Genomic DNA, 14,232 nt, shown 5'->3' with positions numbered 1-14,232 from the left:
GGCAAAAACCACGTTTCATTAAGCTATCAGGCTGACTGAGCCAGAGCAAGCTCCGCGCCCGGCTCAATACGCTCATCGCCGTTATAGAGCCGCGCGTTCTGCAAGCCAACGAACAGCCGCTCGCCGCGCTGCGGTGGATGCTCATCGCGCATCACCACCGTTAACGGATCGGGGTTCCAGCCGAGCGGCTGCACCACCAGCTGCGTGTAGTGCCCTTTCGGGCTGGCTTCCAGCACCTGCACCGGCAGCGGCGAATCAAGGCTGGTACGGCGGCTGACGTCCACTTCCCACGGACGCAGGAAGAGATCGACATCGCCCTGGTAAACCGGCGTATGTCCAAGCGGCCAGTGATGAGCGCCAACGTGGAACTGCCCGCCGCGGATCACCCCTTTCAGGCGATTCACCTCGCCCATAAACTCCAGTACAAAGCGGGTTGCCGGTTCGCGCCACACCTGATCCGGTGCGTCCGCCTGCTCAATATTCCCCTGGCTCATCACCACCACGCGATCGGCCACTTCTGTCGCCTCTTCCTGATCGTGAGTCACAAAGACGCTGGTGAATTTCAGCTCTTCATGCAGCTGACGCAACCAGCGGCGAAGCTCTTTACGCACCTGCGCATCCAGCGCGCCGAAAGGTTCATCAAGCAGCAGGATTTGCGGTTCAACCGCCAGCGCGCGCGCCAGCGCCACACGCTGCTTCTGCCCGCCGGAGAGCTGCGCCGGGTAGCGATCCGCCAGATGCGCCAGTTGCACCATCTCCAGCAGTTTGGTCACTTTCGCTTTGATGGCGGCGGCATTTGGCCGCTCGCGGCGCGGCAGCACCGTTAAACCAAAGGCGATATTGTCGAAGACCGACATATGGCGGAACAGCGCATAGTGCTGGAACACGAAGCCGACGCGGCGCTCGCGCGCATGCAGGCGGCTGACATCGGTGCCGTGAAAACGGATACGCCCACTGCTCTGGTGCTCCAGCCCGGCGATAATGCGCAGCAATGTCGTTTTACCGGAGCCAGAGGGACCCAGCAGCGCCACCATCTGGCCGGACGGGATATCCAGAGAGATATCATTCAGCACCTGGGTGCGACCAAACGACTTCTTAATATTCGCAATCTCAATGCTCATGATTTCCCTCCTCGTGCAGGCGTTTTTGCTGATTGTTCAAACGCCACTGCACCGCACTCTTTAAAAACAGTGTCAAAATCGCCATTAAGGTCAGCAGGGCCGCGGCGGTAAAAGCACCGACGGTGTTGTAATCCTGCTCCAGTAACTCAATCTGTAGCGGCAGCGACAGGGTTTCGCCACGAATAGAACCCGAGACCACCGACACCGCGCCGAACTCGCCAATCGCCCGCGCGTTGGTTAACACCACGCCGTAGAGCAGCGCCCAGCGAATATTAGGCAGCGTAACGCGGCGGAACATCTGCCAGCCGGAGGCCCCGAGCAGGATCGCGGCTTCATCCTCCTGGCTCCCCTGGCTGAGCATCACCGGCACCAGTTCGCGCACCACAAACGGACAGGTGACAAAGACGGTAACCAGCACCATGCCGGGCCAGGAGAACATGATTTGCAGATTATGTTCATCCAGCCAGCCGCCAAGCGGGCCGTTGGTGCCGTAAAAGAGCAGATAGATAAGACCGGCGACCACAGGCGACACCGCAAACGGAATATCGAGCAGCGTCAGCAGCAGCTGGCGGCCAGGAAAGTTAAAGCGCGTCACCAGCCAGGCGAGCAGCGTGCCGAACACCAGGTTGACCGGCACCGAGATCAGCGCAATCAGCACCGTCAGCCAGATGGCGTGCAGCATGTCTGCATCGGCAAGGTTTTGCAGCACCGGGGCCAGCCCTTTGCTGAAGGCCTGCACAAAGATATAGATCATCGGCACCAGCAGGATAAAAGCTGAAAGCAAAATCCCGGTGCCGATTAAAAACCATTTTCCCCAGTTCACCCGGGGCTTGTCATAGCGTTTCAATGCACTTATTTCCGCCATTAGTGACCTACCACACGCTGACCAAAGCGACTTTGCAAGGTGTTGATGGAGAAGAGCAGCAGCAGCGAAGCGGCGAGGATGACTGAAGCAATCGCGCTTGCCGCCGGGTAGTCAAACTCCTGCAAGCGTACGAAGATCATCAGCGAGGTCACTTCCGTCTTCCAGGCGATATTCCCGGCGATAAAAATCACCGCGCCGAACTCGCCGAGGCTGCGGGTAAAGGAGAGCGCAACGCCCGCCATCAGCGCCGGTGACAGCTCCGGCAGCACCACTTTACGGAAACTCTGCCAGCGCGTGGCACCGAGGGTTTCCGCCGCCTCTTCATACTCCGGGCCAAGCTCTTCCAGCACCGGCTGCACCGTGCGCACCACGAACGGAATGCTGGTAAAGGCCATCGCCACTGCAATGCCGAGCCAGGTATAGGTCACTTTAATATCCAGCGCCGCCAGCCACTCGCCGTAGAAGCCGTTGACGGAGAAGAGCGACGCCAGTGTCAGGCCCGCCACCGCCGTCGGCAGCGCAAACGGCAGATCCATCAGCGCGTCGAGCAGCGTACGTCCCGGAAAGCGGTAGCGGGTGAGGATCCACGCCATCAGCATACCGAAGACGCCGTTAAAGATTGAGGCGACAAACGCCGCCAGCAGCGTCACTTTATAGGCCGCCACCACCTGCGGGTTGGTGACCACTTCCCAGTACTGTTCCCAGCTCATTTGCGACAGCTGCATCACCAGCGCGCTCAGGGGTAATAACAGAATCAGACAGACAAAAAAGAGGCTGCTGCCAAGGCTTAAACCAAAGCCCGGCAGCACGCGTTTCGATCCAGACAACATCACTTATGCCCCGCCGCCAGCAACTTATCCAGCTCGCCGCCGCTGGCAAAATGGGTTTTCATCACTTCCGGCCAGGAGCCGAACTTATCTTCCACGCGGAACAGCGCGGTCTGCGGGAACTTATCACCCAGCTTTTTCATCACTTCCGGGTTGTTCACGCGGTAGTAGTAATCGGTAATGATGGTCTGCGCCTGCGGCGAGTAGAGCCAGTTGAGGTAGGCTTTCGCCGCCTTCTCCGTGCCGTTGGCTTTCACGTTTTTATCCACCCACGCCACCGGGAACTCGGCGAGGATATTGACCTTCGGTACCACCACTTCAAAGCCCTGCGCTTCATACTGTTTGCGGATGTTGTTCACTTCCGACTCAAAGGTGATCAGCACATCGCCAAGGCCGCGCTCAACGAAGGTGGTGGTCGCGCCGCGGCCGCCGGTATCGAACACCTCAACGTTTTTCAGAAACTGGGTCATAAACTGGGTGGTTTTGGCTTTATCACCGCCGTCAGCCTGGTCGGCTGCGCCCCAGGCCGCCAGATAGGTATAGCGGGCGTTGCCGGAGGTTTTTGGATTCGGGAAGATCAGCTTCACGTCAGAACGCACGAGGTCGTTCCAGTCGTGGATATTCTTCGGGTTGCCCTTGCGGACAAGGAACGCCATCGTCGAGTAGAACGGCGAGCTGTTATTCGGTAAGCGGCTCTGCCAGTCGGCGGAGATCAGCTTGCCCTTATCGTGCAGGATCTGCACATCCGTCACCTGGTTATAGGTGACCACGTCGGCTTTCAGCCCCTGCAAAATCGCCAGCGCCTGTTTTGACGAACCGGCATGGGATTGCTTGATGGTCAGCTTGTCACCGCCATTCTCCTGCGCCCACTGCTGCTCAAAAGGCGGGTTCAGCGCCGCAAACAGCTCGCGCGAGACATCATACGAGCTGTTGAGCAGTTCCGTTGCCTGTGCCTGCGCGCTCAGCAGCGTCAGCGCTGCCAGCGTCAGATATCCTTTTTTCAGTATGTTAACGGCCATTGCGCACCCTTATAAGCTGATCACTCGACGATGTTCAGTTTATTTATAACGGGAGTGAAAGCAGTAACGGTTTTATATACCAATTGGTGATTTGGAATCAGAAAAGAGTATAAGCAGAAAGGGGTATAAGCCGGGTTGCCCCGGCCTGATGTGACGCGGGTTTGTTACAGGGCAAAGAGCCTGTCGAGCGCGGGTGCAAAGTAGTAACCGCCGGTAACCGGGCGGGTAAAACGCAGCATGGCGTCGCGCTTGCCGTCACTGTCGCCGAACATGCTCAGCAACTGCTGCTCAATGTTATAGAGCCGCGCGCTGTAGGTGCAGAAATAGAGGCCGTGAGTGCCGCTGGCAGTGCCATAGGGCAGGCTCTGGCGCACAATTTTCAGCCCCTTACCCGCCTCTTTCAAATCGACGCGCGAAAGATGGGAAGTTACCGGGCGCACATCGGCGTCGATCTCTTCGTTATCCGCTTTGGTACGCCCGATCATCATCTCCTGATCGCTGACGCTCATGCGGTTAAGCTGCTTCAGGTTGTGCTCCCAGCGCTGCACCATCACGTAGCTGCCGCCCGCGTCAATACCGTCCTGAATAATCGCCACTTCACGGCGTTTCTCTTCGCCAGCCGGGTTCTCGGTGCCGTCGACAAAGCCGCTGAGATCGCGATCTTCCACCCAGCGGAAACCGTGCGTCTCCTCTTTCACCTCCAGCGCATCACCAAAGGCAGCCAGCGCCGCCTGGGCAACAGAGAAGTTCACATCGTGACGCAGGGAGAGAATGTGGATCAGCACATCGTGCTGGGTAGCGGGCGCAAGGCCCTTGCCATAGGCGGGAAAATCTTTCAGCTCTTCAGCGCCCTGTCCGTTACTTAATTCACGCCAGACGCGGGAACCAAACGCAACCACCGCGCCGAGCGCCGCATCGGGGAACTGCAACTGGAAGTTTGCGAGCTTATCGGCAAACGCACGGCTGCCAGCGCGCAGGGCATCGGCCTCCCCTTTTACGCTGGCCTCAATCCAAATTGCCGCACGGCAATGTTCCGGCAAAATGCCGCTCTGAACCTGGGACATTACATCTCCTGAAAACTGACCACAAAAACGATGCGGCATTGTACCTGTTTTTGGGCCAGCATCAGACTATTCCGATCAGATTAGCGACGCCAAATGATCTTGCTCACTTTCCAGCTTTTCAGGGTGTCATCCGATGGCATTAAGCCATCCGGGCCGCTCCAGCTGCCGCTGAAGAGATAGCTGATGTGCTGGCTGTCGGGCGCTTTACACTCGATGCCGGAGATGTCGGCGTCAGAGGCTTTCACGCAGTTGCCGAATGCTTTGTCATAGAGGGTATTGAACGGCGCGCCGATTTTTACCCCTTTGTCGGTGGCAATATCGGGATCGGTAACATCAATCCGGCTGACGGCACCGTTTTCACCATTGACCACCAGCGCCAGTTGTTTCTCTTTCAGCGCTTCGAAATAGCGAACAATGGTGCCTTTATCGGTTTTCATGCCGCTGCGCAGGTGGTAATCGCCGCCTAACGCGTCGCCAATCGCCTGTTCATTGAGCGGCGTGCTGGCTGTCAGGCCGCCAACGCCCTGCTCGTTGACTTCGAGGGAGGAACCAAACCAGTTCCAGGGATACGCGGCGGACCAGTTGACGGAGGCGAACGTCGAGCAGCCTGTTAACGCCAGCGGCAGCGCGATAAAAAACATACGCAGGGGTTTCATGCACAATTCCTTATATTGACCAAACGCCTGTTGGAGTGCCGAAAGTGAAAAAAGTGCCCTCGTCACAGCGAAAGGCCAGTTTCAGTACTCTTCATCTTCAATCAGGCGCTTGCCAAGATTAACGCTGTCGGTGTGTTCATACCCCAGGCGCTCATACATGCCGATCACCATCTCGTTATCGTCGCGCACCATCAGGTTAATCTTCGGGCAACCACGGGCAATCAACTTCTTCTCCAGCCGGCTGAGCAGCGCATTGGCGATGCCGCGACCGCGAAACTCCGGGTGGACGCCCAGGTAATAGGCCGAACCGCGATGGCCATCATAACCGCCCATTACCGTACCCACGACTTCGCCACCCACCTCTGCAACCAGGAAAAGGCTTACGTCATGATTGACCTTACGCTCAATGTCCATCTCCGGATCGTTCCACGGGCGCAGCAGCTCACAGCGCTCCCAAAGCGTGATCACTTCTTCAAAATCTTCCTGCCGGAAAACACGTATCTCCATGATGTCCCCCATATTTTTCAGCTGTGTAAACGGTGATTATGGCCTGTGGCGCGCGGTTAGCCAATATCCAGCATCATCGCCGCTGAAAAATGGCATAATGTCACTCTGTCACGTATTGAAATGAAAAGTAAAACAATAGTTCTTACGGACTGTCGTCACAGCAAACACGATACGCTATAACACCTGCCACCACGGATAACCCATTTCAGGCTATGAGCACCTTTAAACCATTAAAAACACTCACCTCGCGTCGCCAGATCCTGAAAGCAGGCCTGGCCGCACTAACCTTGTCAGGTATGTCTCGTGCTATCGCTAAGGATGAGACACCTCTTAAAACCAGCAACAGCAACAGCCACAGCAAACCGAAAGCGAAAAAAGCGGGTGCAAAGCGCATCGTCATGCTTGATCCCGGTCACGGTGGGATTGATACCGGGGCGATTGGCCACAACGGCTCGAAAGAGAAGCATGTGGTGCTGGCGATTGCCAAAAACGTCCGCGCCCAGCTGCGCGCGCGCGGCATTGATGCGCGTTTAACGCGCACCAGCGATAAATTTATTCCCCTTTACGACCGCGTCGAGATTGCCCATCAGCACGGTGCGGATCTCTTTATGTCGATTCACGCCGACGGCTTTACCAACCCGAACGCCGCGGGCGCGTCGGTGTTTGCTCTCTCCAATCGCGGGGCGAGTAGCGCAATGGCGAAATACCTCTCCGATAAAGAGAACGCCGTGGATGAACTGGCGGGCAAAAAAGCGCGTGATAAAGATCAACTGCTCCAGCAGGTGCTGTTTGATTTGGTGCAGACGGACACCATCAAAAATAGCCTGACGCTCGGCTCGCATATCATCAAACAGATCAAGCCGGTGCACCGGCTGCACAGCCGCAACACCGAGCAGGCGGCGTTTGTGGTGCTAAAATCTCCTTCCATTCCATCGGTGCTGGTCGAGACCTCGTTTATTACCAACCCGGCGGAGGAGAAACTGCTCGGCACCGCCGCGTTTCGCCAGAAGATCGCCACCGCCATCACCGATGGTGTCATGAGCTACTTTAGCTGGTTCGATAATCACAAAGCCCATACGAAGAGGCGCTGATGAGCACTCCTGATGTAGACCCGGTAAAAAACGCCCTGCTCGCCCTGCAGGACTCTATCTGCGCGAAGCTGGCGGCAATCGACGGCGGTAGTTTTATTGAAGATGCCTGGCAGCGCGACGCGGGCGGCGGCGGACGTAGCCGTGTGCTACGCGACGGCAGCGTATTTGAACAGGCGGGGGTTAACTTCTCCCATGTTCACGGCGACGCGATGCCTGCCTCCGCCACCGCGCACCGCCCGGAGCTGGCGGGCCGCAGTTTCGAAGCGATGGGTGTCTCATTAGTGGTGCACCCGCGCAACCCCTATGTGCCGACCAGCCATGCCAACGTGCGCTTTTTTATCGCCCAGAAGCCGGATGCCGATCCGGTGTGGTGGTTCGGCGGCGGTTTCGATATGACGCCCTATTACGGCTTCGAAGAGGATGCCGTGCACTGGCACCGCACCGCGCGCGATCTCTGCCAGCCCTTCGGCGAAGAGGTCTACCCGCGCTATAAAAAGTGGTGCGATGACTACTTCTATCTGAAGCATCGCGACGAGCAGCGCGGCGTCGGCGGGCTCTTTTTCGACGATCTCAACACGCCGGATTTTGACCACTGTTTCGACTTTATGCGCGCGGTGGGCGAAGGGTACACCGACGCCTATCTGCCGATTGTCGAGCGGCGTAAAAACACGCCATGGGGCGAGCGTGAGCGCGATTTTCAGCTCTACCGCCGTGGGCGCTACGTGGAGTTTAACCTGGTGTGGGATCGCGGGACGCTGTTCGGTCTGCAAACCGGCGGGCGCACCGAGTCGATTTTGATGTCGATGCCGCCGCTGGTGCGCTGGGAATACAATTACCAGCCCGCCGAAGGCAGCCCCGAAGCGGCGCTCAGCGAGTTCATCAAAGTGAAAGAGTGGATCTAACCTCGTAGGCCGGATAAGCGTTTACGCACCATCCGGCATTGTATCGTGGCACCGATTGCCGGATGGCGGCTACGCCTTATCCGGCCTACGGTAACGAAACCGCTGGAACCGTGTAGGCCGGATAAGCGGTTTACGCGCCATCCGGCATTGTATCGCGGTACCGATTGCCGGATGGCGGCTGCGCCTTATCCGGCCTACGCGGTTCCAGCAGCAACTGTTTTTCATTTGATGCACAGCTTACAGCGAGGGGTTGTGTCCCCGCTGAAATCGGCGAGCCGAAGCGGGAATGACAAGGTCTGGACGCCATGGATGGCGGACAGAGGCGAACCGAGACATGGACGAGTTCCAGAATGGAACGAGTAAGTCGAGTCGAGCCGGCCGCCGTCAGGCACGCGGGAGGTGAGCGCAGTGCGCAGCACCGATTTCCTCGCGGGGCCGCGGGGATTGACAAGGGGAGCGCGGCAGCTCCCCTTGTCCCGTTCACCGCACCGGTGAGAAAAATATTCCGCCGCACGCATGGTGAACGGAACCCTTCCACCAATGCCACATGCCAGGCCCCATTGCCGGATGGCGCTAGCGCTTATCCGGCCTACGAACCTCATCCTGCTAAAGCTTACAACGGTGCGGTCTGCGCCTCGACCACCGCTAACGCCACCATATTGACGATCCGTCGCACGGAGGCGATCGGCGTCAACACATGCACCGGCTTCGCCACCCCCATCAACACCGGCCCGACGGTTACCCCTTCGGCGCTGGAAACCCGCAGCAAATTGTAACTGATTCGCGCGGCTTCGACGTTCGGCATAATCAGGATATTCGCCGTCCCCTTCAGCGGGCTGTCGGGCATTCGGTCCTGACGAATCGACTCATCCAGCGCCGCATCGCCGTGCATCTCGCCATCAATCATCAACTCCGGTGCCCGCTCGCGCACCAGCGCTAAGGTCTCACGCATCTTCACCGCCGCTGGCGCATTGGAGGAGCCGTACTGGGAGTGCGAAAGCAGCGCCACGCGCGGCTCAATACCGAAACGGCGCACCGTTTCCGCCGCCAGCAGGGTGATCTCTGCTAACTGATCGGCGCTCGGATCCTCATTCACATAGGTATCGGCGATAAAGGTATTGCCGCTTGGCAGCAGCAGCGCATTCATCGCGCCTGCGGCATGCACGCTGTCGCGATAACCAAAGATGTCACGCACCACGCTGAAGTGTTCATGGTATTCGCCAATGGTGCCGCAGATCATCGCATCCGCTTCACCGCGATGCACCATGATGGCACCAATCACCGTGGTATTAGCAATCACCGCGCGCTGCGCCTGCTCCTGGGTTACGCCGCGGCGCTTCATAATGTTGAAGTACTCCGTCCAGTACTCTTTAAAGCGCGGGTCGGACTCGTTATTCACAATCTCAAAATCCGCACCGGCGCGGATTTGCAGCCCCAGCTTCTGAATGCGCATCTCAATCACGCTCGGGCGACCAATCAGGATCGGCTTCGCCAGCCCCAGCGTCACAAGCTCCTGGGTGGCATGCAGCACGCGCGGCTCCTCCCCTTCCGTCAGCACCACGCGCTTCGGCGCACTGCGGGCCTGGGAGAAGATCGGCTTCATAAACAGGTTCGTTTTGTAGACAAACTCGGCGAGCTTATCGACATAGGCGTCGAAATCGCTAATCGGCCGCGTCGCCACGCCGGACTCCATCGCCGCTTTTGCCACCGCCGGGGCGATTTTGACAATCAGACGCGGGTCGAAGGGTTTCGGGATCAGGTAATCAGGCCCAAAGCTGAGATCCTGATCGCCATAGGCCGAGGCCACCACTTCGCTCTGCTCGGCGTGCGCCAGCTCGGCGATGGCATGAACCGCCGCCAGCTTCATCTCTTCGTTGATCGCCGTTGCGCCTACGTCGAGCGCGCCACGGAAGATAAAGGGGAAGCAGAGCACGTTGTTAACCTGGTTGGGGTAATCGGAGCGGCCGGTACAGATGATCGCATCCGGGCGCACCGATTTTGCCAGATCCGGCAGGATCTCCGGCTCCGGGTTGGCCAGCGCGAGGATCAGCGGCTGGCGCGCCATCTCTTTCACCATCTCCGGGGTCAGCACTTTTGGCCCCGAGCAGCCGAGGAAGATATCCGCGCCCGCTACCACTTCTGCCAGCGTACGTTTGCCGTTGTCCTCCACCGCATAGGCGGCTTTGGTCTCTGCCATGTTTGGCTCGCGGTCTTTGTAGATCACCCCTTTCGAGTCGCAGACCACAATATTGTGTTTCTGCATCCCCAGCGCCACCAGCAGGTTCATACAGGCGATGGCCGCCGCGCCCGCGCCGGAAACCACCATGCGCACGTCAGAGAGGTTCTTTTCCACTACCCGCAGGCCGTTGAGAATAGCGGCGGTGCTGATGATCGCCGTGCCGTGCTGATCGTCGTGGAACACCGGGATGTTCATGCGCTCGCGCAGTTTCGCCTCAATGTAGAAGCACTCCGGCGCTTTAATATCTTCCAGGTTAATCCCGCCGAAGGTCGGCTCCAGCGCAGCGACCACATCGATCAGTTTGTCGGGATCCTGCTCGTCAACTTCGATATCGAACACATCAATACCGGCGAATTTCTTAAACAGAACGCCTTTGCCCTCCATTACCGGCTTACCGGCGAGCGCGCCGATATTGCCAAGGCCGAGCACGGCGGTGCCGTTGGAGATAACGGCCACCAGATTGCCGCGCGCGGTGTATTTGTAGGCTGCCAGCGGGTCTTTCTCAATTTCCAGACAGGGAGCGGCAACTCCGGGCGAGTACGCCAGCGCCAGGTCGCGCTGGGTCGCCAGCGGTTTGATGGGGGAAACCTGAATCTTACCCGGGCGGGGAAACTCGTGAAAATCGAGGGCACTCTGTTTTAATTGGTCGTCCATTAGATGTTCCTTTCACGTTGCTTTCAGCGTCAAGAGTGTTAACGCGTGATGACACTCCAATGCACCGACCAGTATGGCCTTTGTCGGCGGCATAAACTTTGAAGGTCGCCATACTCTGACCATCGCATCAACAAAACCGTTACGTATATCTCCCATCTTTGTTACCTACTGCAAAACCCCGTAAAGGGCTGCGTCTGCTATGCTTTTTTGTTATGCAGCTCTCATCCTGACAACAGCGCGATGCGACGCGCGTAAATAACACATTGCTTTTTAAGGAGTTATCTTCATGAATTATTTAGACGGCCTGAAACAGTTCACCACCGTCGTGGCGGACAGCGGCGACATCGAATCCATTCGCCATTACCAGCCGGAAGATGCCACCACCAACCCCTCCCTGCTGCTGAAGGCCGCAGGGCTTGGGCACTTTTCCCATCTGGTCGACGACGCGCTGGAGTATGGCAAAGCGCGCGGCAAAACCCAGGAGCAGCAGGTCGCGGAAGCGAGCGACAAACTGGCGGTCAATATCGGTGCGGAAATTCTGAAAAGCATTCCGGGCCGCGTCTCCACCGAAGTCGATGCACGTCTCTCCTACGACAAAGAGAAGAGCATTGCCAAAGCGCGCCGTATCGTTGAGCTTTACCAGGAGCAGGGGATCGATAAGTCACGCATTCTGATCAAACTCGCCTCCACGTGGGAAGGTATCCGCGCGGCGGAAGAGCTGCAAAAAGAGGGTATCGATTGTAACCTGACGCTGCTCTTCTCCTTTGCCCAGGCGCGTGCCTGTGCCGAAGCGGGCGTCTATCTGATTTCGCCGTTCGTCGGGCGCATCTACGACTGGTACAACGACCGTAAACCGATGGACCCGTACGTGGTGGATGAAGATCCGGGCGTCAAATCGGTGCGCAATATCTATGACTACTACAAACAGCACCGCTACGAGACCATCGTGATGGGCGCCAGCTTCCGCCGCGTTGAGCAGATCCTCGCCCTCGCCGGCTGTGACCGTCTCACCATCTCGCCCGCGCTGCTGCAAGAGTTGCAGGAGCATGAAGGCACCGTCGAGCGCAAACTGGTGCCGTCGTCCCAGACCTTCTCGCGCCAGGCGAAAATGACCGAAGCGGAGTTCCGCTGGGAACATAACCTTGACCCGATGGCGGTTGAGAAACTCTCTGACGGCATCCGCCAGTTCGCCGTCGACCAGCGCAAACTCGAAGATCTGCTTGCTGCCAAACTTTAACCTTTTGCCACGGAGTGAACTATGTCCCGTAAAGAGCTTGCTAACGCCATTCGCGCCCTGAGTATGGACGCGGTGCAAAAAGCCAATTCCGGCCACCCCGGTGCGCCAATGGGGATGGCGGATATCGCGGAAGTGCTGTGGAACGACTTTCTGCAACACAACCCGGCCGACCCGACCTGGTATAACCGCGACCGCTTTATTCTCTCCAACGGTCACGCTTCGATGCTGCTCTACAGCCTGCTGCACCTCAGCGGCTATGACCTGCCGATCGAAGAGCTGAAAAACTTCCGTCAGCTGCACTCTAAAACGCCGGGCCACCCGGAAATTGGCTACACGCCGGGCGTAGAAACCACCACCGGCCCGCTGGGCCAGGGGCTGGCGAACGCCGTCGGCCTGGCGATTGCCGAGCGCACGCTGGCGGCACAGTTTAACCGTCCGGGTCATGACATTGTCGATCACTATACCTATGTCTTTATGGGTGATGGCTGTCTGATGGAGGGGATCTCCCACGAAGTCTGCTCGCTGGCGGGCACGCTGGGGCTGGGTAAACTGATTGGCTTCTACGATCACAACGGCATCTCCATTGATGGCGAAACCGAAGGCTGGTTTACAGATGACACCGCCAAACGCTTTGAAGCCTACAACTGGCATGTGATCAGCGAAGTGGATGGTCACTCTGCGGAAGCGGTAAAAAAGGCCATTGAAGAAGCGCAGCAGGTGAAAGATAAGCCGACGCTGATTATCTGCCGCACGGTGATTGGTTTTGGTTCGCCGAACAAAGCGGGCAAAGAGGAATCCCACGGCGCGGCGCTCGGCGATGAAGAAGTAGCGCTGACCCGCAAACAGCTGGGCTGGAACTACGGCCCGTTCGAGATCCCAAAAGAGATTTATCAGGCGTGGGACGCCCACGATCGCGGTGCGAAAGCCCAGCAGTCGTGGAATGAGAAACTGGCAGCATGGGAGAAAGAGTTCCCGGATCTGGCAGCCGAATTCAAGCGCCGCATGAGCGGTGGACTGCCGGAGAACTGGGAGCAGCTCACCTCCGAGTACATCAACAATCTGCAGGCTAACCCGGCGAAAATCGCCAGCCGTAAGGCGTCGCAAAACACCCTTAACAGCTATGGCCCGGTGCTGCCGGAACTGCTTGGCGGCTCGGCGGATCTGGCCCCGAGTAACCTTACCATCTGGTCAGGCTCCACCTCGATTAAAGAGGATGCGGCCGGGAACTACATTCACTACGGTGTGCGTGAGTTCGGCATGACGGCAATTGCTAACGGCATCGCCCACCACGGCGGTTTTGTGCCCTACACCGCTACCTTCCTGATGTTCGTTGAGTATGCCCGTAACGCGGCGCGTATGGCGGCGCTGATGAAAGCGCGGCAGATCATGGTCTACACCCATGACTCTATCGGCCTTGGCGAAGATGGCCCGACGCACCAGGCGGTTGAGCAGATTGCCAGCCTGCGTCTGACGCCAAACTTCAGCACCTGGCGCCCCTGTGACCAGGTGGAAGCGGCAGTTGGCTGGAAACTGGCGATTGAGCGTCACAACGGCCCGACGGCGCTGATCCTCTCCCGTCAGAACCTGGCGCAGATGGAGCGAACCCCGGAGCAGGTGAAGGCGATCAGCAAAGGCGGTTATATCCTGAAAGATAGCGACGGCAAGCCGGATCTGATCCTGATTGCTACCGGCTCTGAAATGGAGATCACCATGAAGGCCGCTGAGCAACTGAGCAGCGAAGGCGTGAAGGTGCGTGTGGTTTCGCTCCCTTCCACGGATATCTTTGATGCCCAGGATGAAGCGTGGCGCGAATCGGTACTGCCATCGGATGTCAGCGCGCGCGTCGCGGTAGAAGCCGGGATTGCCGATTACTGGTACAAGTATGTTGGTCTGAAGGGCGCGATTGTCGGCATGACCGGCTATGGCGAGTCCGCGCCGGCGGAGAAACTCTTCCCTTACTTCGGCTTTACCGTTGAGAACATCGTGGCGAAAGCCAAAGCGGTGCTTAAGAAGTAATCTTCAGGCGCGCCCGCTTCGGCAGGCGCGCTTT

General features: G+C 58.1%; 12 protein-coding genes. 4 read left to right on the top strand and 8 right to left on the bottom strand.

Features of this window, described 5'->3' with window-relative positions; translation table 11 throughout:
* Window positions 1-26: 26 nt before the first annotated feature.
* The 7 genes from cysA to ACWPW2_RS20725 all read right to left on the bottom strand — a co-directional run bounded on the left by cysA (window position 27) and on the right by ACWPW2_RS20725 (window position 6,059).
* On the bottom strand, window positions 27-1,121 hold the full coding sequence (gene cysA / locus ACWPW2_RS20755) for a sulfate/thiosulfate ABC transporter ATP-binding protein CysA (RefSeq protein WP_023478971.1): 1,095 nt from the start codon (window positions 1,119-1,121) through the stop codon (window positions 27-29).
* Complete coding sequence (cysW, locus tag ACWPW2_RS20750) at window positions 1,111-1,986, bottom strand: sulfate/thiosulfate ABC transporter permease CysW (protein ID WP_277169544.1); 876 nt, start codon at window positions 1,984-1,986, stop codon at window positions 1,111-1,113. Before cysW ends, cysA begins: the two co-directional genes overlap by 11 nt.
* Complete coding sequence (gene cysT / locus ACWPW2_RS20745; protein WP_023478964.1) at window positions 1,986-2,816, bottom strand: sulfate/thiosulfate ABC transporter permease CysT; 831 nt, start codon at window positions 2,814-2,816, stop codon at window positions 1,986-1,988. The genes cysW and cysT overlap by 1 nt, the downstream gene beginning before the upstream one ends.
* Entirely contained in the window at window positions 2,816-3,832 is a 1,017-nt protein-coding gene (locus tag ACWPW2_RS20740) for a sulfate ABC transporter substrate-binding protein (RefSeq protein ID WP_454125085.1), read from the bottom strand. Before ACWPW2_RS20740 ends, cysT begins: the two co-directional genes overlap by 1 nt.
* 164 nt (window positions 3,833-3,996) lie before the next feature.
* Complete coding sequence (locus ACWPW2_RS20735) at window positions 3,997-4,896, bottom strand: Dyp-type peroxidase (protein ID WP_042718792.1); 900 nt, start codon at window positions 4,894-4,896, stop codon at window positions 3,997-3,999.
* An 80-nt stretch (window positions 4,897-4,976) separates the two neighbouring features.
* Window positions 4,977-5,552, bottom strand: a complete 576-nt coding sequence (locus ACWPW2_RS20730) for an RpoE-regulated lipoprotein (RefSeq protein WP_454125083.1) — start codon at window positions 5,550-5,552, stop codon at window positions 4,977-4,979.
* A gap of 81 nt (window positions 5,553-5,633) precedes the next feature.
* The gene (locus tag ACWPW2_RS20725; RefSeq protein WP_042718790.1) at window positions 5,634-6,059 is read right to left on the bottom strand and encodes a GNAT family acetyltransferase; all 426 of its coding nucleotides are present in this window, start codon (window positions 6,057-6,059) and stop codon (window positions 5,634-5,636) included.
* A 212-nt stretch (window positions 6,060-6,271) separates the two neighbouring features.
* On the opposite strand from ACWPW2_RS20725, the gene amiA reads away from it, so the two are divergent.
* Complete coding sequence (gene amiA, locus ACWPW2_RS20720; RefSeq protein WP_454125081.1) at window positions 6,272-7,150, top strand: N-acetylmuramoyl-L-alanine amidase AmiA; 879 nt, start codon at window positions 6,272-6,274, stop codon at window positions 7,148-7,150.
* On the top strand, window positions 7,150-8,052 hold the full coding sequence (gene hemF, locus ACWPW2_RS20715) for an oxygen-dependent coproporphyrinogen oxidase (RefSeq protein WP_270222245.1): 903 nt from the start codon (window positions 7,150-7,152) through the stop codon (window positions 8,050-8,052). The genes amiA and hemF overlap by 1 nt, the downstream gene beginning before the upstream one ends.
* A gap of 613 nt (window positions 8,053-8,665) precedes the next feature.
* Here the strand turns inward: hemF and maeB are convergent.
* On the bottom strand, window positions 8,666-10,945 hold the full coding sequence (maeB, locus tag ACWPW2_RS20710; RefSeq protein ID WP_200134663.1) for an NADP-dependent oxaloacetate-decarboxylating malate dehydrogenase: 2,280 nt from the start codon (window positions 10,943-10,945) through the stop codon (window positions 8,666-8,668).
* Window positions 10,946-11,231: 286 nt separating this feature from the next.
* On the opposite strand from maeB, the gene tal reads away from it, so the two are divergent.
* Both tal and tkt read left to right on the top strand, forming a co-directional pair.
* Window positions 11,232-12,182, top strand: a complete 951-nt coding sequence (tal, locus tag ACWPW2_RS20705; RefSeq protein ID WP_023481168.1) for a transaldolase — start codon at window positions 11,232-11,234, stop codon at window positions 12,180-12,182.
* A gap of 21 nt (window positions 12,183-12,203) precedes the next feature.
* A complete protein-coding gene (gene tkt / locus ACWPW2_RS20700; RefSeq protein ID WP_076770250.1) occupies window positions 12,204-14,198 on the top strand; it encodes a transketolase in 1,995 nt (664 codons plus the stop codon).
* Window positions 14,199-14,232: the final 34 nt, after the last annotated feature.

Source organism: Kosakonia sp. Marseille-Q7440, assembly GCF_965119485.1.
The sequence above is the reverse complement of the archived record's forward strand: the minus strand, read 5'-3'. Positions and strand labels throughout refer to the sequence as shown.

Excerpts from the sequence above, each read along its gene's own strand:
- cysA (WP_023478971.1), bottom strand. The coding sequence starts at position 1,121 with ATGAGCATTGAGATTGCGAATATTAAGAAGTCGTTTGGTCGCACCCAG.
- cysW (WP_277169544.1), bottom strand. The coding sequence starts at position 1,986 with ATGGCGGAAATAAGTGCATTGAAACGCTATGACAAGCCCCGGGTGAAC.
- cysT (WP_023478964.1), bottom strand. The coding sequence starts at position 2,816 with ATGTTGTCTGGATCGAAACGCGTGCTGCCGGGCTTTGGTTTAAGCCTT.
- ACWPW2_RS20740 (WP_454125085.1), bottom strand. The coding sequence starts at position 3,832 with ATGGCCGTTAACATACTGAAAAAAGGATATCTGACGCTGGCAGCGCTG.
- ACWPW2_RS20735 (WP_042718792.1), bottom strand. The coding sequence starts at position 4,896 with ATGTCCCAGGTTCAGAGCGGCATTTTGCCGGAACATTGCCGTGCGGCA.
- ACWPW2_RS20730 (WP_454125083.1), bottom strand. The coding sequence starts at position 5,552 with ATGAAACCCCTGCGTATGTTTTTTATCGCGCTGCCGCTGGCGTTAACA.
- ACWPW2_RS20725 (WP_042718790.1), bottom strand. The coding sequence starts at position 6,059 with ATGGAGATACGTGTTTTCCGGCAGGAAGATTTTGAAGAAGTGATCACG.
- amiA (WP_454125081.1), top strand. The coding sequence starts at position 6,272 with ATGAGCACCTTTAAACCATTAAAAACACTCACCTCGCGTCGCCAGATC.
- hemF (WP_270222245.1), top strand. The coding sequence starts at position 7,150 with ATGAGCACTCCTGATGTAGACCCGGTAAAAAACGCCCTGCTCGCCCTG.
- maeB (WP_200134663.1), bottom strand. The coding sequence starts at position 10,945 with ATGGACGACCAATTAAAACAGAGTGCCCTCGATTTTCACGAGTTTCCC.
- tal (WP_023481168.1), top strand. The coding sequence starts at position 11,232 with ATGAATTATTTAGACGGCCTGAAACAGTTCACCACCGTCGTGGCGGAC.
- tkt (WP_076770250.1), top strand. The coding sequence starts at position 12,204 with ATGTCCCGTAAAGAGCTTGCTAACGCCATTCGCGCCCTGAGTATGGAC.